The organism is Dactylosporangium maewongense, from assembly GCF_039531485.1.
Lineage (GTDB): Bacteria > Actinomycetota > Actinomycetes > Mycobacteriales > Micromonosporaceae > Dactylosporangium > Dactylosporangium maewongense.
Window position 1 is genome coordinate 1 of sequence record NZ_BAAAQD010000001.1, and the last position, 17,293, is coordinate 17,293.

Genomic DNA, 17,293 nt, shown 5'->3' on the forward strand with positions numbered 1-17,293 from the left:
GCCGTCCGCATCCTGCAACGCCTCCTGGCCATGACCGCCGCGATCTGGCACAACTGGCACACCGGCCAACCCGTCATGCGATCCCTGATCGCTTACGACCACTGAACCCTTGGAATAGACCGTCTAGGGCGCGGTGGGTTCTCATGATCCGGAAGAGTTAATGTCGCTCTGGCAGCAAAAAGTCTTCCGGATCATGGAATCGGGCGCTGAGCAAATCCGAAATGTCCGGCAGTGGAAGCGGGTTGTGCTGGGTTGCGGTGGTTTCTCGTTTATTAGGGGCGGCGGAGGGTGGCGAGGATCGAGTCGCGGACGGCGGAGCGGCCGGCTTCCTGGGCGCCGAGGAGGGCGGCGTCGTCGGTGAGGGTGCTGGTGGCGATCGACGTCTCCAGCGGCGCCGCCTCGGCCAGGGCGGTCGCGACCGCGGTGCTCAGGACGGGGCCGCCCGCCTGGCCGACCTCGCCGCCGATGACGACGAGCGGCGGGTCGAGGACGGCGACGACGGCCGACAGGCCGATCGCGATCCGGCCGGCGAGGGTGGTGACGAAGCTGCGGGCGGCCTCGTCGCGGTCGGCGGCGCGGGCGACGGCGGTGGCCATGGTGCCGGCGGCGGTGCGCTCCCGGATGCCGTACTCGGCGGCGAGGTCGAGCACGGCGCCGCCGCCGACGAGATCCTGGAAGTCGACGCGGCCGGTGAAGCCGCGGCCGCCGGTGACGCCGGGCAGCATCATCGGCATGTAGCCGATCTCGCCGGCGCCGCCGCGGGCGCCGCGCAGCAGGGTGCCGCCGAGGTCGATGGCGAGGCCGAGGCCCGCCTCGCCGAGCCACAGCAGGGCGAAGCTCTCCGCGTCGCGGCCGGCGCCGTGGGCGCGTTCGGCGACGGCGGCCAGGTTGACGTCGTTGTCGACGCCGACGGGGACGCCGAGGCGGCGGCGCAGGTCGTCGATGAGCCCGGGGCGGCTCCAGCCGGGGACCTCCACGTGGTGCAGGACGTCGGTGCGCGGGTCGAACGACCCGGCGACCGCGATCTGCACCTGCGCGACGGGGTCCGGCGCGATCCTGGCCTCCTTGCACACGTCCTGGACGGCGTCCACGACGGCGGAGACGGGGTCGGTACGGGTGAAGTCCACAGCCAGGTCGAGCCGGCCACGGACGGCGCCCGCGAGGTCGGTGACCGCGGCCGTGACGGCCGGCAGCGACGAGTCGGACGACTCGCCGAAGGTGCGGTCGCGCACGGACAGCGCGACGGAGTACGCCGCGTCGGGGTTCACCGCATACACCTCGGCGTTGGGGCCGGGGCCGGCGCTGACGTAGCCGACGACCGTGACGAGCTTCGCCTCGGTGAGCCTGCGCAGCGCCTCGGAGATCGTGGGCTTGGACAGGCCGGTGAGCTCACGCAGGTCTCCGCGCGTGAGTGGGCCGCGTTCGAGGACATGACTCAGGGCCGCCGCGTCGTTCATGGCCCTGAGCAGCTTGGACGATCCGCCGAGGTGCGTCATGGTGGCTCGAACCGTATGGGCGTCCGTCGGCGGGTGTCAATCGCCACGCGCGGTCGGGTGGCCGTCACTTAAACTCACTAACGGGGCAAAGCGACGAAAAGCGGGTCAAGAGGATGACGGTCGATCCGGAGCTGCTGGCAGCGGCGCTGGACCAGCTCGGCACCGGGCTGCTCGTCACCAGCGCCGACGGCACCGTCGTGGCGGCCAACCAGGCGACCCGCGACCTCCTCGGCGAGCAGGCGACCGGGAAGAAGGTCGGCGACACCGTCGCGGCGGCGATGGCGGCCGAGGACAGCGGGCGCTGGTCGCCGCGGCCCGGGCTGGTCGTCGAGTGGAGCTGGAGCGGCCCGCTGCTGCCCGGCACCCCGCACGAGGGGCGCTGCCTGGTGCTGCGGGACGTGTCGCACCGCATCGCCGACCGGGCCAGGCTCCGCCGGCAGAACCGGGCCCTCGCCGAGCTGGTCGCGATGAAGGCCGAGTTCACCGCAGCCGTGTCGCACGAGCTGCGCACCCCCGTCACGTCGATCGCCGCGATGTCGGAGCTGCTCGGCGAGGAGGTGACCGAGCCGGACCCGCTCGCCGTGCCGGTCGCGGCCGTCGCCCGAAACGCGCAGCGGCTGCTGGGCCTCATCGACAACGTGACGGAGCTGGCCCGCATCGAGAACGCCGCCCCCGCCGGTACCGGCGAGATAGTGCAACTGGAGAGGATCGTCGCCGAGGCGCTGGCCGGCTGGACCGGTGCCGCGAAGGCCGCCGCCGTGCACCTGACCGCCCACGCCGACCCCGACGCCACGGTGCAGGGCGAGCGGGTGCTGCTGCGCCGGCTGGTCGACGCCATGATCGGGATCGGGCTCGCCGCGGCCGAGCCGGGCGCGCTGCTCACCGTCGGCGTCACGGCCACCGGCAGCGGCTGGCGGGTCACCGTGCCCATCGGCGGCCGCGGCGGCGACCGGCTCTTCACGTCGTCCCCGCTGACCGGTGACGGCGTCCGGCACGACTCGACCGCGCTGATGCTGTGCCGCGCCATCATCGCCCGGCACGGCGGCCGGCTGACCACCGATACAGACCCGGAAGGCGCCACGGTGCTGGCCGCGCATCTGCCCGGTTAACAGGCATGGAAGACTGCGGCACCATGCTGCACTTCGTATGGGGCATCGACGTTCCCGGCACCGGGCCGCTGCGCGAGGAGCTCGTCGAGAAGCACTGGGCGTACATGGACGGCTACGTCAAGGAGCTCACCGCCCGCGGCCCGACGCTGAGCGAGGACCGCAGCGAGGCGACCGGCAGCATCCACATCGTCGACCTGCCGGACCTGGCCGCCGCCCGGGCGTTCGCGTTCGACGAGCCCAACTACCGGGCCGGCGTCTACGATCCCGTCCTGCTGCTGCGGTACGAGGACACCCTCGGCGGCACCATGTGGCAGCACGCCTCCGGCGAGGGCTCCGGTTTCCTGCTCATCGGCCACGCCGCCCCCGGCGCGTCCCCTTCCGCCGCCGTGCCGCCGAGGCCGGGCACCCTGGCCCGCGGCGAGCTGTTCTCGCACGACGACGGCGGCTGGCTCGGCACCGCCGTGCTGGTCGAGGCGTCGCGGGCCGACGGGTCGTTCCTGCCGGACGGCTACGAGGAGGTCGAGATCCACCCGTGGCAGATGGGCGGCCGCCGGTAGCGGCTCCCAATCCTGCGGATCTTGCCGCGGACGTGTACGGTGCCGGTCGATTGCTTCAACGCGAGGGGAGCGCGGGTGCCATGCACATCAACGACTTTTTGAGCGCGATCCCGATCGGTCTGCTCATCGGTGTCCTCGGCCGGCTGGTCCTGCCGGGCCGCCAGTCGATCGGCCTGTTCATCACGTTCCTCATCGGCGTGGGCGCGGCCCTGCTCGGCACGCTGGTCGCCGAGCTCGTCAACGTCGACGACAAGGCCCTCGTGAAGCTCTGGAAGATCGAGTGGAGCTGGTGGGAGCTGGGCATCCAGGTGCTGTTCGCGACGATCGGCATCGGGCTGGCCAACATGCTGACCTACACCAGGCTCGCCTCCGGCAACCCGAAGCCCCGCAAGCGCGCCAGCCGCCCCCGCCGCCGCAAGAAGGCCGAGGACTAGGCGGGCCTGGGCAGGCGCTGCGGGGCCGGCGCCCACCCGTCGTCCGGGCCGGTTTCCTCATCCCGAGGGGTGGTCGATGCCGGTCCGGCGAGGGACGTTGGATGCATGGACAGACCAGTGGTCGCCGGCGTCGACGGGTCCATGGCGAGTCTCGGCGCGGTCCGGTGGGCCGCCGACGAGGCCGCCCGCCACGGGCGGACGCTGCGGATCGTGCACGCGATGAGCTGGGAAGGCCACGCCGACGGGCAGGGGATCGTCCTCGACGCGGCCGACGACGCCCGGGCCTGGCAGCCGGGCATCTCGGTGGAGACGGTCACGGTGGGCGGCCGGCCGGGCCGGGTCCTGCAGGAGCAGTCCCGGTCCGCGAGCCTGGTGGCGATCGGCGGCAGGACGCACGACGGCGGCCAGCTGAACTCGTCGGTCGGCGCCCAGCTCGCCGCGTACGCCCACTGCCCCATCCTCGTCGTCAACCGCGGCGAACGCTGGATCCCCGAGTCCGCCGCCGGACCCCCGACCCCCGAGCTGCCCGAACCCAGCCAGTTCCTGAGCATGCCGGAGCTGTCACCGCACTTCGGCAGCGGTGCCGGTCACGCCGCGGCCGGGAACGGCCAGACGAGGTACGGGCTAGGGCCGGTCAGCGCGGTCCCGCGCCGCGGCGTGCGGCATGTCGGTGGCCGGCCCGGCCCGGACCTGGCCGGCCCCGGCGCCGACCCGATGACGGCCCTGCCGGGCGCCGCCCCGGTCGTGGTCGGCGTCGACGGCTCACCGTCGGCCTGGCGCGCGCTCGAGTTCGCCTACGACGAGGCCCTGTCCCGGCACGTCCCGATGGTCGCCCTGCACGCCGGGCGGGCCCGGTCGCACGCCGCCGTCCACGCCGAGCTGACCCCGTGGCTGCGCGGGCACGGCGACGTCGACGCCAGCTTCGCCGGCTCCGACGAGCCGGTCGTGGAGGCCCTCACCGGCGCCGCCGACTCCGCCCTGCTGCTCGTCCTGGGTGCGCACCGGGACAGCTGGTTCGAGAACCCCCGCCCCAACCCCCGCACCCAGCTCATCGTCCACCACGCCGCGAGTCCGGTCCTCGTCACCCGCAGCGTGTGACCATCCCCCCGCCGCGGACCGCCGGGACGGTCGGACGTCAGGCGCTGGGAGTCATGATGACGAGGCCGAGGCACATCTCGTCGCTGGTGCCGTCGCCCCAGACCACGTAACGCGGCGCGGTGCCCTTCAGCTGGGGCAGCTGGCCGCGCAGGGCCGCGTCGTGGGTGCAGGTGACCCGCAGCGTGTCGCCCGGCTGCAGGACGACGGGCTTGGCGAGCGGGTGGATCGCCTGGTCGTCGAAGTTGTACCGGGGGACGTCGAGCAGCGTCTGCGCGCCGGGCCGGCCGGGGTTGAGCTCGATCTTGATGGACCGGCCCAGCAGGTGCATGTGGCCGGCCACCGCGTACACCGTGGACCTGCCGGGCACGGGGCGGTCGCAGTGCTGGGTCGGGCCCGCGGCCGGCGGGGCGCCCTTCGCGCACAGCCGCAGCAGCCGGTCGGCCTGGCCGCCGATCTCCTCGCCGAAGCGCTTGCCGACGTCGGCGACGGCCGCGGCGCGGTCGCACAGCGGGCCCGACTCGGCCGGCGTGCACGGCAGCTCGATCGGCGCCGGCAGCAGCGACGTCTGCAGCGGTGTCATCGCCGAGGTGGTGTCGTTGAGCCGCAGGCGGATGCTCGACCGGTCCGCGCCGCCCGCCGGGCCGCCGGTGGCGAGCAGGTTGTAGTGGATCTGCATGACGATGAGGCTGCCGGGCGGCATCTGGTAGCCGAGGTCGGGCGCGAGGAGCGTCTCGTTGGCGCCCGGTGCCCAGGACGCGACCCACGTGTCGCCCTCGACGCCCGAGTCGCCGAAGCACGTCCAGCCGTCGCCGGGCGTGCCGGCGTCGAGTCTGCGGGCCTCGTCGGCGGAGCCGGGCGCGATGCGGAAGAAGATCGCGTGGTGCACGATGTCGGCGTTCTGCGGCAGGAACTGGCTGCCCGTCAGGTACGCCTCGCTCGTCAGCTTCGGGTCGACCAGGAAGCACCGGTACTCGTCGGTGCCGCCGTTGGGTGCCTTCGGCGTGTACGACGCCGGCATCGACAGGCTCTGGAAGCGTTCGCCGGCCCGGAGCGGCTCGGCGGGCGGCGCGGAGAGGTGCCCGCTGTGCGCCCCGCTCGCCGGCGCCGCGGCCGACGGTGCCGATTCCGGGTCCTTCGACCCGCCACACGCCGTGAGCAGGACCACCGCCGCGAGCGCGACCAGTCTCTTCATCGTTGCCTCCCCGTGGACGGCGCCGGTTATGAATCGATGTTGATGATTCTCTCCGGATTCGGGCGACACATCCGGGGTTCTCCCTGATAGTGCCCCTCGGGGTCAATCGACTCGATGGGTAATGGTGGATGAGGACTTCTTGCGGCACTATGTGGAAACTTTGCCGCCGAAAGTCGAAAACTGAGGAGGACCGGCGATGGTTGTTGCGCCGGAACGGGTGGTCGTGCGGTTCGAAGGTGACGGCGCCGGCACCGGGCCGCTGTCATGGGGGCAGCTGGAGAACTGGTCGGCGATCGTCAAGCAGGGCACCTGGCTGCCGCTCGGCGGGGTCCGGCCGCTGCCCGAGGGGACGACGCTCGACGAGGTCGTCGACGAGGTCCGGTACCTGATGGGCCGCTACCAGCCGATGCGGACCCGGGTGCACACCGGCGCCGGCGGCCGGCCCGAGCAGGTCGTGCACGCGTCGGGCGAGCTCACGGTCGAGGTCCACGACGTCGGTACCGACGCCGACAATGACGCAGGTGGGACCGGCGCAGGACCGGACAGCGCGGATCTGGTCGCCGCGGCCGTGCACGAGCGGCTCAGGGACACGCCGATGGACTTCGCCGCCGAGTGGCCGGTGCGGTACGCCGTCGTCCGGCAGGGCGGCCGGCTCACCCACGTGGTGCTGCTGGTGAGCCACTTCGTCACCGACGCCGCCGGGGCCGTCACGATGATGACCGAGGTCGCCGCCCGCACCGCCACGCCGGTCGCCGGGCTGCAGCCCCTCGCGCAGGCCGGATGGCAGACGTCACCGGCCGGCCGCCGGCACAACGAGCACGCCCAGCGCCACTGGGAGCGGATCGTCCGGGACGTCGACCCGGTCAGGTTCCCGCCGCCCGCCGAGGTGGTTTCGCCACGGTACCGGCAGGGCGAGCTCACCTCCCCGTCGCTGCCGGCGGCGGTGCGGGCGATCAGCGACCGCAGCGGCGTCGAGTCCGCGACGGTGCTGCTCACCCTGTACGCGGCCGCCCTGCACGGCGTCCTCGGCGTCGACCCGGTCGTGATCCGGCCGATCACCAGCAACCGGTTCAGGCCCGGCCTCGCCGACGTCGTCTGCACCCTCGCGCAGGCCGGCCTGTTCCGCATCGACGTCGGCGGCGGCTCGTTCGAGGACCTGCTGCCCCGGGCGGGCCGGGCGGCTCTGTCGGCGTACAAGTACGCGTACTTCCACCAGGCGGAGATGGCCGACCTCGTCGACCGCGTCGGCCGCGAGCGCGGCGCGCCGATCGAGCTCGGCTGCTACTTCAACGACCGCCGCGGCGCCGGTCCCGCCCCTGACGCGCCGGCGGCGTTCCGGTGGGTGGCCGCGCAGGAGGCGCCGACGTTCGAGCCGCTGTTCGTGCACGTCGACGACGCGACCAGCGACGGCGCCGAGGCGTTGCGGCTCACCGCGTACCTGGACACGGCCCACGTCACCCCGGCGTCCGCGGCCGCGGTCCTGCAGGCGATGGACGAGCTCGCGTCGAAGGCCGCCGCCCTCCAGCCCGCGGCGCTGTAGGAACGCCCGCCGGGTGCTCGTGGAGTCCTTCGTGGCGACTCGACGCGGTGGCGGCGGGCGCTTCCACCCGGCCGCTGCGGCGAATTCCGTGGCGGCCGTCGCGGGGCTTCCGCGGCGACCGGGGTGGGGCTTCCGTGGCGACCGGGGTGGGCTTCCGCGGCGGTCGTTGCGGGGCTTTCCGTGGCGGCCGGGGTGGCGGGGCGGTCAGCTCCAGGCGGCGGGTGCGGTCCCGTAGGACGGGGGCAGGCGGGGCCAGCTGAGCGGCACGCCGTCCAGCGCGCCGGGCGGGGCGACGCCGGTCCAGCCGTTGCCGAGCGGCACCAGGTGCGGCGCGACCGGCGTCTCCACCGGTGGCGTCCCGTCGAGCGGCGCACCGATCAGCCAGGCGGCGGTCCGGGCCAGGGACACCTCGACGTGCGCGGCGACCCCGTTGCGCGCCCGCTCGGCGAGGGCGGCCAGGGCTCCGGCGGCGACGAGGTATCCGGTCGCGTGGTCGAGCAGCTGGCACGGCAGCGCCCCGGGCCGGCCGGACGCGTCCCTGGTCAGCCAGCCGATCCCGGTCGCGACCTGGACCAGGCTGTCGAAGCCGCGCCGCGCGCCCCACGGCCCGCCGGTGCCCCACGCGGACAGCGTCACCACGACCGTGCCGGGGTGCCGCTCGGCGATCTGGTCGGCGTCCAGGCCGAGCCGGCGGAGGGCGCCCGGCCGGTACCCGGTGACGAGCACGTCGGCGCCGTCCAGCAGCCTGTGCAGCGTCGCCGGGTCCTCGCCGGCGTCCAGCAGCGCGCTGGCCTTCCCGAGGACCCCGTCGACGGCGAGCCCGGGCAGCTCGGGCCGTGCGGGGTGGTCGATCCGCAGGACGTCGGCGCCGAGCGCGGCGAGCATCCGTGTGCCGACGGGACCGGCGATGACCCGGGTCAGGTCGAGGACCCGGATCCCGGCGGCCGGCAGCGACCCTCGCGCACCGGTGCCCTCCGGCCGCCCGGTCGCGGTGCCGAGGGGCGTGGCGCGTACCAGTGGGCCGTTCGGTGCTGGCAGCTCGCCGGGTTTCCGGGCGGCGACGGCGAGGCCGCCCGCCTCGTACACCAGACGCTCCACCATCAAGGCGGGCATTCCGGCGATCGTCTCGGCCACGCTCTCCACATCCGCGCTTTCCGCTTCGAGGGCGGTGAGGAGTGCGGCGCGGTGCCACGGGTAGTTGGCGTGGGTGCGGACCCAGCCGTCGGCGGCGGGCCACAGGCGCGACAGCGGCGCGAACCCGTCGATGCCGCGCCCCTCCGGGTCCCGCAGCAGCGCCTCGGCGCGGACGGCCGCGGCGACGTGCCCGGTGTCGAGGGAAACGGCGGGGCGGTGGCCGGTGCGCGCCTCGGCGAGGTCCGCGGCCGCCTCCAGGCACATGGTCACGGCCGCGGTCGCGCACCCGGCGACGGCGAGGGGCGCCGCAAGTACAGCAGGAACAGCGGGACCGGAGATCTCAACGCTCACGGTCGCCATTCTCGCTCGACGCCGCCGCGCGGGCGGGTGCATGCTGACGGGCACGATGGGTGCAATCGACATGGTCGCCGCCCGGGTCGCCGGCGGCGCGACGGTGCAGTTCCGGCCCAGCGGGTCGTCGATGGTGCCGCTGGTGCGCAGCCGCCAGCTGGTGACGGTCAATCCGGTCGACCCGGCGCTGGTCGAGGTCGGCGACATCGTCCTGGCGAAGGTGGCCGGCACGGTGTACCTGCACCTGGTGTCCGCCGTCGACGCCACGGGCCGCCGGGTGCAGATCAGCAACAACCGCGGCCGGGTCAACGGCTGGACCGGCCACGCCAAGGTGTACGGCATCTGCGTCTCGGTCGACGGCGTCCCCCGCCCACGCACCGCCGGCAAGAGCCTTCTCTGAAGTCGGCCTTTCTCTGAAGTCGGCCTTCTCTGAAGTCGGACACGGGTTGTCAGGTTTTTCTGGCACGGTCGTCTGTATGGAACAACCACTGAAAGGCAAGGTCGCCCTGGTCGCCGGCGCGACGAGGGGCGCGGGCAGGCAGATCGCGGTGCAGCTCGGCGCGGCGGGCGCCACGGTGTACGCGACGGGACGCACCACCCGTGAGCAACCCTCCGAGATCGACCGGCCCGAGACCATCGAGGAGACCGCCGAGCTGGTGACCGCCGCCGGTGGCACCGGGATCGCCGTGCAGGTCGACCACCTGGTGCCCGACCAGGTGCGCTCGCTCGTCGCCCGCATCGACGCCGAGCAGGGCCGGCTCGACGTCCTCGTCAACGACATCTGGGGCGCCGAGAAGCTGTTCACCTGGGACAAGCCGCTGTGGGAGGACTCGCTCGACACCGGCCTGCACATCCTGCGCCTGGCGATCGACACGCACATCATCACCAGCTACCACGCCCTGCCCCTCCTCATCCGCAACCCCGGCGGCCTGGTCGTCGAGATGACGGACGGCACCCTCGCGTACAACCTGGACAACTACCGCGTCTCGTTCTTCTACGACCTGGCGAAGATGTCCGTCCTGCGACTCGCGTTCGCCCAGGCCCACGAACTACGCCCACACGGCGCGACCGCGGTCTCCCTCACCCCCGGCTGGCTGCGCTCGGAGCAGATGCTCGACCACTTCGGCGTCACCGAGTCCAACTGGCTCGACGCGACGGCCAAGGAACCGCACTTCGTCATCTCGGAGTCCCCGGCGTACGTCGGCCGCGCCGTCGCCGCCCTCGCCGCCGACCCTGACGTCGCCCGCTGGACCGGCCAGTCCCTGTCCAGCGGCCAGCTGTCGCAGGTGTACGGCTTCACCGACCTCGACGGCAGCCGTCCCGACTGGTGGCGCTACTTCCGCGAGGTCCACGAACCGGGCAAGCCCGCCGACGCCACCGGCTACCGGTAGCCGCACGCTGTCCTGGAGGTCGCGGTAGCGGGGCGGCGGTGGCCTGCCTTCCAGGGTTTGCGCTGACCGGCGACGGTGGCCGCTTCCGGGGTTTGCGCTGACCGGCTACTTGCCAGCGCTCGGTGCGTGACGACCGCTGGTGGCGAACTGTCCGCTTGCCAGCGCTCGGTGCGTGACGACCGCTGGTGGCGAACTGTCCGCGGTTTGCGGTGGCTGGCTGGCTGCCGGTGGAGCGCTGCCCCGGGTCCCCGTCGGGTGGCCGGCACCGCCCGATCCGGTCCGCGCCGAATTGCCGTGGGTCGCCTGCCCGCGGGGCGCTGCCCGGGATCTGCCGGGACCGGCTGCTGCCGGTGGAGGGCCGCCATCTCGTCCGTTGCGATCGCGGCCGTGCCTGTCCCTCACGCGGCCGTGGGTCACAGGTCCGACCTGCCCTCACGCTCGCTGCTGGTGGGGCTGTCCCGCCTGCTTCGGGCGCGCGGTCTTGCGTGACGGGTCCGACCTCCACCGCACGCCGGAGACGTGGGTGCCCTACGCCGCGTCGCCTACGTCTGCGTCGTCGCCACCGGGCTCGCCAGGCGCGACGGTGTTCGGCTGCTCCGGCGACCGGTAGAGGGCAGCCATCCTGTCGGCGGCGCTGCGCATGAGGTCACGTAACGGCTCGGGCTCGAGCACCTCGACGTCGGGCCCGAGCCGCAGTAACTGTGTGTACGCCACGGCGACCGACTCCACGGGCAGGTCCACCACCACCCGGCCCTGCTCGTCGGGCGGGTGGAAGTGGGCCTCCCGCACCGCGAGGGCCTCCACCGCGTGCCGCAGCGTCCGCAGCCCGGCCGGCGTGAGCCTGATCGTGACCCGCTCGGCGAGGACCCGCCGCACGAACTCGTCGGCGCGCTCCGCCCAGAACGCGCCCAGGTCGAACTCCACGTCCCGCGTGAACCCCGTCTCGTCGACGGTCAGCTCGGCGATCTTGTCCACCCGGTACACCCGCAGGTCGCCGGCGACGCGCCCGACGAGATACCACCCTCCGTTCTTGAGCACGAGCCCGTAGGGCTCCACGGTCCGCGCGACGACCTCCCGCCGCCCGGCCACCGTGCGGTCGTCGGTCCGCCCGACCGAGTCGGTCCGCCCGACCGAGTCGGTCCGCCCGGCCGAGTCGGTCCGCCCGGCGCGGCGCTCATACCGCAGCTGGATGACCCGGTCGTCCCAGACGGCGCGGGCCAGGTCGGCCAGCCAGGGCGGCGGCTGGGCCGGGTCCTCGAACCACCCGGGCACGTCCAGGTGGAACCGCTGCCGTGCGCGGCTCGACGCGTCGCGGATCGGGGCGGGCAGCGCCGCGGCCACCTTCAGCTCAGCCACGGCGAGCACGTCGCCGAGGCCCATGTCACGGGCCGGGCCGGGCAGCCCCGACAGGAACAGCGCCTCCGCCTCGGCGCGGCTGAGACCGGTGAGCTTCGTGCGATACCCGTCGAGGAGCCGGTATCCACCGGCGCGGCCCTGTTCCGAATACACGGGAACGCCGGCCGCGGACAGGGCGAGGATGTCGCGGTAGATGGTGCGCTCGGAGACCTCCAGGGCCTCGGCCAGCTCAGCCGCCGTCACCGTGCCGCCGGCCTGGAGCAGCAGCACGAGCGAGATGAGCCGCGACGCGCGCATCGCCTACGCCGGGTCCTGATCGGGTGCGGCCGGTGGGTCGAGCGTTTCGACGATCCGCCGGATGTCCTCGGGGGAGGAGGAGTCGTCCAACTCGACGACCACGTCGCCGCGCCGGATCCGCACCCGCGGCGGCCGGGGCCGGGTCCCGCGCCACGTCACCACCGCCATCAGCAGCCCGCCGAGCGCGATGCCGTTGCTCACCAGGGCGTTGACGACCTCGAACGCGCCGCCCATCTCCCCGGGCCGGGGCGCCGTCGGCGTCAGGCTCACCCGGACCGTGCGAATGATCTCGTCGTCGCGCAGCCACTGGTACAGCTGACGCAACGACTCCTCGTCGTCGACCTCAAGGCGAATCTCCACGACGGCACGGTACCGCGCAGGTACGACAATTTTCGCCGCCGCTCCAGCTGGCTCTCGGCTCCGCTGCAGCGCTTTGGTGAGGTCACGCTAAGCTTTTTCGGGTGAACGACGTGGAGCAGCACCCTGCCCGGCGCAACACCCGCCAGCGTGACGCCGTGATGACGCTGCTCAGCAACGTCGACGGGTTCCACAGCGCCCAGGAGCTGCACGTCATGCTCCGTGAACGCGGCGCCAACGTCGGCCTCACCACCGTCTACCGGACCCTGCAGCTGCTCGCCGAGACCAACGAGATCGACGTCATGCAGGTCCCGGGCAGCGACACCCGGTACCGGCGCTGCAGCGACCGCCACCACCATCACCTCGTGTGCCGCAGCTGCGGGCGTACCGTCGAGGTCCTCGGACCCGCCGTCGAGCGCTGGGCGGACCGCATCGGCGAGGAGCACGGCTTCACCGACGTGAGCCACACGCTTGAGATCTTCGGCACGTGCGGACGCTGCGCGCGCTGACGTCTCCGTCGGTTACCCTGGTGGAGCGCGAAGGGGAGTAGTCCTCCAACTGCGTGGTCGACATACTGGGGCGCTCGCGTCCCCGGCCACGCGGCCCAGTGCTCATGGCGTCCGGACCCGTCCGGTGCCGCACAGGGCGGACGAGACCTTCGACTCAGGCTGAACAAGCCGGGTCGAGGTCGTCCGTGCCCTCCTCCCGGCCATCTCCGGGAAGGTATCTGCAACCACATGAGCGGTTTCCTCGCTGCCCTGGCCATCAGTTTCGGCGTCATCTTCGTAGCCGAGCTGGGCGACAAGTCGCAGCTGATGGCGCTGACGTTCGCCACCAGGTTCAAGACCGTTCCGGTCCTGATCGGTATCACCGTCGCCACGGCCCTGGTCCACCTGGTTTCCGTCGCCGTGGGGTACGGCCTGGGCGCCGCCCTCCCGACCGCCTGGATCTCCCTGGTGGCGGCGCTCGCCTTCTTCGCGTTCGGCGCCTGGACGCTGCGCGGCGACTCCCTCACCGACGAGGAGCGCGACAAGGTCAACCAGCCCACCACCCGGTCCGCCATCTTCACCGTCGGCGTCGCGTTCTTCCTGGCCGAGCTCGGCGACAAGACCATGCTCGCCACCATCACCCTCGCCACCCAGCACGGCTGGTTCGGCACCTGGCTGGGCTCCACCATCGGCATGGTCGCCGCCGACGCCCTCGCCATCCTCGCCGGCCGCCTCCTCGGCAAGCACCTTCCGGAACGCACCATCAAGTACGGCGCCGCCGCCCTGTTCGTCCTCTTCGGCGTCTGGCTGCTCATCGAGGCCCTCGGCGAGCTCCTGTAACCACGGACGCCGCCTCCGCCCCAGTACCTCGCCGAGGACGCGCTCGTGTACTGGGGCGGAAGGCGCTCCGCCGCGCAGTGCGCCGGCGCCGCAGGAGGAGGGCCCGACGCCCCGGGAGTGCGACCCGGCGGCGTGGGGAAACGTGACGCGTGGCGCGGCGGGCTAGAGAAGAGCGGCGCGAGGCCCGCGCCTTCGGCGCCGCGAAGGCGGCCGGCCAGGCGGTCGAGCCGACCACCCGCGACGCGAAGGCCGCGCTGCAGGAGCTCGAGGAGCGCCTCGCCGCGGTGCAGGAGCAGCTCACCACCGCGATGAGCGAGCTGCCCAACCTGGCCCGTTCAGCATCCAGGCCAACTTGGACGAGCCTGTGCCCGGGCTACAGCACTGCGACGCACGCCGACAGACGGCCAGGAGCGCCGGCCAGGTCAGGAACCCCGCCAGGTCAGGAACCCCGGGCCAGCCCAGGAACACCTGCCGGCCCAGGAACCTCGGCCGGGTCAGGAGAGCCGGCCCGGCCAGGAACCACGGCGCGAGGCCGCTGATGGGCATGGCACCGGGCGGCGGGACGTAGTCGGGCAGGTCCGGCGGGGTTGGTGCCGGCCGGACCTGCCCGGGAAGTGGAAGGCTTCCGGAGCGTCAGCGTCGCTTGGTCGGCTTGACGATGCGGTCGGTGCCGACCTTGTCGCGGAGGACCTCGGGGACGAGGACCGAGCCGTCGGGCTGCTGGAACTGCTCGAGGATCGCCGGGAAGATGCGGCTGGTGGCCAGGGCGGAACCGTTCAGGGTGTGGACGAAGCGGTTGTTCTTCGAGCCCGGGACCCGGTAGCGGATGCCGGCGCGGCGGGCCTGGTAGTCGCCCGCCCAGGAGACCGAGGAGACCTCCTTGTACTTGCCGGTGCTCGGCATCCAGACCTCGATGTCGATGGTCTTGCGCATCGAGGCGCTGGAGTCGCCGGCGGCGAGCAGCGAGCGCCGGAAGTGCAGGCCGAGCGAGCTGACCAGGTCCTCCGCGTAGTCGACCATCTCCTCGAGGGTCTTCTCGCCGTCCTCGGGAGTGGTGAACTGGAAGATCTCGACCTTGTTGAACTGGTGGCCGCGGACCGTGCCGCGCTCGTCGGAGTGTGAGCCGGCCTTCTCGCTGCGGTAGCAGGGCGTGTACGCATACGCCTTGTGCGGCAGGTCGGCGGTATCGAAGATCTCGTTCTGGTACGCGCCGAGGATCGCGGTCTCCGACGTCGGCAGCAGGAAGCGGCCGCGCTCGTCGTCGTCGGTGGCGATGTGGAACACGTCGTCGTAGAACTTCGGGAACTGGCCCGCTGCATAGCCCGCCGAGTCCAGCAGCAGGTGCGGCGGAAGCATGAACTGGTAGCCCGCGGTGAAGTGGCGGTCGATGAACCAGTTGACCAGGGCCCACTCGAGGCGGGCGCCCCAGCCCGTGTAGATCCAGAAGCCGGAGCCGCCGAGCTTCACGCCGCGCTCGAAGTCGACGAGGCCCAGCTCGTTGGCGAGGGTGACGTGGTCGCGGACGTTGTCGATCTTCGGCGCCTCGCCGAAGACCTTGACGACGACATTCGCCTCCTTGCCGCCGGCCACGACGTCCTCGGCCGGCAGGTTGGGCAGCTCGCTCATCGCGGTGGCGAGCTGCTCCTGCACCGCGGCGAGGCGCTCCTCGAGCTCCTGCAGCGCGGCCTTCGCGTCGCGGGTGGTCGGCTCGACCGCCTGGCCGGCCGCCTTCGCGGCGCCGAAGGCGCGGGCCTCCTCCTTGCGGCGGGCCCGCTCGGCGTCGATGTCGCCGATGAGCTCGCGGCGCTGCTTGTCCAGCTCGGCGATGGCACTCAGCGAGCGGGACACCTCAGACGGATCGAGCCTCTTGGACAGTGCGGCCTCGACGGAGGCCCGGTCCTTGCGAATCAACTCGATGTCGAGCATGTCTGCCGCGCACCTTTGCCTAGATTTTCTGGACGCTCAGGATGTTACCGGTTGGGTCCGACACAATTTCCGACCCGCCGCCGCGGCACTCCCGCAACTCCAAGTGAACGCTACCTGGCGTCACCTAGTGGGCCGCCCCGCAAGGTGTACGCCCTGACCGACGCCGGCACCGCGCGCCTTGACGCGTGGCGCCGGCAGCGCAGGGGGTGAGCGGCGCCGACCGTACGAGCCTCGCCGCCGACCTCAGGGCGGATCTCGCCGCCGCCGCGGAGGACGGGATCGGGCCTGCCGAGCTCCTCGGCCCCGACGTGCCCGGCTTCGCCCGCCGGCTCGCCGACGAGGCGGGTGTCCGGCGCGCCCCGCGGGAGTACCTGCGCTACCTGCGGACCTCGATCGCCGGCGCGCTGCTCGGCGGAGCCGCCGGCTTCGCGCTGATCACCACGGTGGTGCACCCGCTGCTGGTGGCCCTGTTCGACCTGCCGAGGTCCGTGAAGGTGCCGATCCTGCTGGCCGCCGGAGTCTTCTACGGCGCCGCGGTGGCGTTCGCGGTCGCCGGATCGGTCGCGGCCGTCCGGATTCGACTGCGGCATCTTCCGTACACCGGAAACACCGCCAACGCGATGGCCGTCCTCATCCCGGCCGCCGCGCTCGTCGCGGCCCCGCTGACGGTGGGGTTCGCGCGGCTGACCGGCTACAGCACCAGCCCGTGGGTCGTGCTCACCGAGTGCGCCCTCGTCGTCGCCGCCCACATCGGCGCCGTCCTGCTCGCTCGCCGCTGGGCGCTGCGCGAACCGGGAACATCGTTCGCGATTTAAGCTGGTCGCCATGGACACGATCTGGACCCGCCCCGACCGCGGGTCCCGGGGACCTGTCCCGCAGCACAGCCGGGCCGAGATCGTCGCGGCGGCCGTTGTACTGGCAGACGCCGGCGGCCTGTCCGCGGTTTCGATGCGCGCCGTCGCCTCGGCCCTGTCCACGGGCGCCGGCTCGCTGTACCGCTACCTGTCGTCCCGCGACGACCTGCTCGACCTCATGTCCGACGCCGTCCTCACCGAGCTCCCGCTGGACCGGCCGCTCACCGGCGACTGGCTCGACGACCTGGTGGAGGTCGCCCGCGAGCAACTCGCCCTGTACCGCCGCCACCCCTGGCTCACCGAAGCCGCCCGCCGCGGCACCTTCGGACCGCGCGCCGTCAACTACTTCGAGCGCTGCATGGCCATCATGGCGCCGCTGCCCGCCGCCGCCAGCACGAAGATGGAGACGATGGGTGTCCTGACCGGCGTGGTTTCGCTGTTCGCCCAGCCGGTGCCGGGCAACCCGCCGCCCGGCGACCCGGCCGCCGAGGAGCGGAAGCGCGCCTCTGCCGCGCAGCTGTTCTCCCTGGTGGACCCGCAGGCGCACCCGCACCTGACGGCCGCGTTCACCAGCCCCGCCCAGCCGCCGGCCGCCTCCGACCTCTTCGAACGCACCGTCCGCAGCGTCCTCCGAGGCCTCCTCACCCCCTGACCGCCGAGCCCTGCCCGCGGGCCCGCCGAACGAGAGCCTTCCTCATGATCCGGTAGACCTTGGGCAGTCAGAGGTGCACAAGGTCTACCGGATCATGAGAACTGGCCTGGCCCCGATGGGGGAACAGCACCACAACCACGGCCCCGGCAGCGTGGAGTCTGTGCGGAGCCGCAGGTCGAGGCGGACGTGCTTGCTGTGCCCGCAAGGGACAGGCGGCTCCA

At 72.8% G+C, this 17,293-nt stretch carries 17 protein-coding genes and 1 pseudogene; 12 read left to right on the forward strand and 6 right to left on the reverse strand.

The genetic code is table 11. The features are described from left to right. Positions 1-105: pseudogene (locus ABD332_RS00005) on the forward strand (IS982 family transposase); the annotation flags it as partial. 167 nt (positions 106-272) lie between these two features. Here ABD332_RS00005 and ABD332_RS00010 read toward each other — a convergent pair. After that, complete coding sequence (locus ABD332_RS00010; protein ID WP_344498076.1) at positions 273-1,496, reverse strand: ROK family transcriptional regulator; 1,224 nt, start codon at positions 1,494-1,496, stop codon at positions 273-275. Between the two features lie 113 nt (positions 1,497-1,609). Here ABD332_RS00010 and ABD332_RS00015 point away from each other — a divergent pair, with 113 nt between their 5' ends. From ABD332_RS00015 to ABD332_RS00030, 4 genes are all read left to right on the forward strand, one after another. Next, on the forward strand, positions 1,610-2,605 hold the full coding sequence (locus tag ABD332_RS00015) for a sensor histidine kinase (RefSeq protein ID WP_344498078.1): 996 nt from the start codon (positions 1,610-1,612) through the stop codon (positions 2,603-2,605). A gap of 23 nt (positions 2,606-2,628) precedes the next feature. Further along, positions 2,629-3,162: a YciI family protein gene (locus tag ABD332_RS00020; protein WP_344498080.1), complete on the forward strand. Its 534-nt coding sequence runs from the start codon at positions 2,629-2,631 to the stop codon at positions 3,160-3,162. 80 nt (positions 3,163-3,242) lie between these two features. Then, positions 3,243-3,596 carry a GlsB/YeaQ/YmgE family stress response membrane protein gene (locus tag ABD332_RS00025; protein ID WP_344498082.1) on the forward strand — a complete coding sequence of 118 codons (354 nt, stop codon included), beginning with the start codon at positions 3,243-3,245 and terminating at the stop codon, positions 3,594-3,596. A gap of 105 nt (positions 3,597-3,701) precedes the next feature. Further along, positions 3,702-4,694: a universal stress protein gene (locus ABD332_RS00030; RefSeq protein ID WP_344498084.1), complete on the forward strand. Its 993-nt coding sequence runs from the start codon at positions 3,702-3,704 to the stop codon at positions 4,692-4,694. A 37-nt stretch (positions 4,695-4,731) separates the two neighbouring features. Here ABD332_RS00030 and ABD332_RS00035 read toward each other — a convergent pair whose 3' ends face one another. Beyond that, the gene (locus ABD332_RS00035; protein WP_344498086.1) at positions 4,732-5,886 is read right to left on the reverse strand and encodes a monooxygenase; all 1,155 of its coding nucleotides are present in this window, start codon (positions 5,884-5,886) and stop codon (positions 4,732-4,734) included. 196 nt (positions 5,887-6,082) lie between these two features. Here ABD332_RS00035 and ABD332_RS00040 point away from each other — a divergent pair, with 196 nt between their 5' ends. Next, a complete protein-coding gene (locus tag ABD332_RS00040; RefSeq protein WP_344498088.1) occupies positions 6,083-7,426 on the forward strand; it encodes a condensation domain-containing protein in 1,344 nt (447 codons plus the stop codon). A gap of 204 nt (positions 7,427-7,630) precedes the next feature. Here ABD332_RS00040 and ABD332_RS00045 read toward each other — a convergent pair whose 3' ends face one another. Then, positions 7,631-8,911, reverse strand: coding sequence for a CoA transferase (locus tag ABD332_RS00045; RefSeq protein ID WP_344498090.1), 1,281 nt, complete (start codon positions 8,909-8,911; stop codon positions 7,631-7,633). 55 nt (positions 8,912-8,966) lie between these two features. Here ABD332_RS00045 and ABD332_RS00050 point away from each other — a divergent pair, with 55 nt between their 5' ends. Further along, positions 8,967-9,311: a hypothetical protein gene (locus ABD332_RS00050; protein WP_344498092.1), complete on the forward strand. Its 345-nt coding sequence runs from the start codon at positions 8,967-8,969 to the stop codon at positions 9,309-9,311. 76 nt (positions 9,312-9,387) lie between these two features. Then, positions 9,388-10,302: an SDR family oxidoreductase gene (locus ABD332_RS00055; protein WP_344498094.1), complete on the forward strand. Its 915-nt coding sequence runs from the start codon at positions 9,388-9,390 to the stop codon at positions 10,300-10,302. Between the two features lie 528 nt (positions 10,303-10,830). Here ABD332_RS00055 and ABD332_RS00060 read toward each other — a convergent pair. After that, a complete protein-coding gene (locus ABD332_RS00060; RefSeq protein ID WP_344498096.1) occupies positions 10,831-11,955 on the reverse strand; it encodes a helix-turn-helix transcriptional regulator in 1,125 nt (374 codons plus the stop codon). A 3-nt stretch (positions 11,956-11,958) separates the two neighbouring features. Further along, positions 11,959-12,315 carry an effector-associated constant component EACC1 gene (locus ABD332_RS00065; RefSeq protein ID WP_344498098.1) on the reverse strand — a complete coding sequence of 119 codons (357 nt, stop codon included), beginning with the start codon at positions 12,313-12,315 and terminating at the stop codon, positions 11,959-11,961. Positions 12,316-12,416: 101 nt separating this feature from the next. On the opposite strand from ABD332_RS00065, the gene ABD332_RS00070 reads away from it, so the two are divergent. Further along, on the forward strand, positions 12,417-12,821 hold the full coding sequence (locus tag ABD332_RS00070; RefSeq protein WP_344498100.1) for a Fur family transcriptional regulator: 405 nt from the start codon (positions 12,417-12,419) through the stop codon (positions 12,819-12,821). Between the two features lie 228 nt (positions 12,822-13,049). Further along, positions 13,050-13,640 carry a TMEM165/GDT1 family protein gene (locus ABD332_RS00075; RefSeq protein ID WP_344498102.1) on the forward strand — a complete coding sequence of 197 codons (591 nt, stop codon included), beginning with the start codon at positions 13,050-13,052 and terminating at the stop codon, positions 13,638-13,640. A gap of 633 nt (positions 13,641-14,273) precedes the next feature. Here ABD332_RS00075 and serS read toward each other — a convergent pair. After that, positions 14,274-15,566 (reverse strand): serine--tRNA ligase, encoded by a 1,293-nt coding sequence (gene serS / locus ABD332_RS00080; RefSeq protein WP_344498104.1) that lies wholly within the window; start codon positions 15,564-15,566, stop codon positions 14,274-14,276. A gap of 206 nt (positions 15,567-15,772) precedes the next feature. Between serS and ABD332_RS00085 the strand changes: the two genes are divergently transcribed. Next, positions 15,773-16,381: a hypothetical protein gene (locus ABD332_RS00085; protein WP_344498106.1), complete on the forward strand. Its 609-nt coding sequence runs from the start codon at positions 15,773-15,775 to the stop codon at positions 16,379-16,381. Between the two features lie 10 nt (positions 16,382-16,391). Continuing rightward, complete coding sequence (locus tag ABD332_RS00090; protein WP_344498108.1) at positions 16,392-17,072, forward strand: TetR/AcrR family transcriptional regulator; 681 nt, start codon at positions 16,392-16,394, stop codon at positions 17,070-17,072. Positions 17,073-17,293: the final 221 nt, after the last annotated feature.

Coding starts and splice junctions, on each gene's coding strand:
- ABD332_RS00055 (WP_344498094.1), top strand. CDS start 9,388: ATGGAACAACCACTGAAAGGCAAGGTCGCCCTGGTCGCCGGCGCGACG.
- ABD332_RS00090 (WP_344498108.1), top strand. CDS start 16,392: ATGGACACGATCTGGACCCGCCCCGACCGCGGGTCCCGGGGACCTGTC.
- ABD332_RS00020 (WP_344498080.1), top strand. CDS start 2,629: ATGCTGCACTTCGTATGGGGCATCGACGTTCCCGGCACCGGGCCGCTG.
- ABD332_RS00025 (WP_344498082.1), top strand. CDS start 3,243: ATGCACATCAACGACTTTTTGAGCGCGATCCCGATCGGTCTGCTCATC.
- serS (WP_344498104.1), bottom strand. CDS start 15,566: ATGCTCGACATCGAGTTGATTCGCAAGGACCGGGCCTCCGTCGAGGCC.
- ABD332_RS00035 (WP_344498086.1), bottom strand. CDS start 5,886: ATGAAGAGACTGGTCGCGCTCGCGGCGGTGGTCCTGCTCACGGCGTGT.
- ABD332_RS00075 (WP_344498102.1), top strand. CDS start 13,050: ATGAGCGGTTTCCTCGCTGCCCTGGCCATCAGTTTCGGCGTCATCTTC.
- ABD332_RS00015 (WP_344498078.1), top strand. CDS start 1,610: ATGACGGTCGATCCGGAGCTGCTGGCAGCGGCGCTGGACCAGCTCGGC.
- ABD332_RS00060 (WP_344498096.1), bottom strand. CDS start 11,955: ATGCGCGCGTCGCGGCTCATCTCGCTCGTGCTGCTGCTCCAGGCCGGC.
- ABD332_RS00010 (WP_344498076.1), bottom strand. CDS start 1,496: ATGACGCACCTCGGCGGATCGTCCAAGCTGCTCAGGGCCATGAACGAC.
- ABD332_RS00050 (WP_344498092.1), top strand. CDS start 8,967: ATGGGTGCAATCGACATGGTCGCCGCCCGGGTCGCCGGCGGCGCGACG.
- ABD332_RS00040 (WP_344498088.1), top strand. CDS start 6,083: ATGGTTGTTGCGCCGGAACGGGTGGTCGTGCGGTTCGAAGGTGACGGC.
- ABD332_RS00030 (WP_344498084.1), top strand. CDS start 3,702: ATGGACAGACCAGTGGTCGCCGGCGTCGACGGGTCCATGGCGAGTCTC.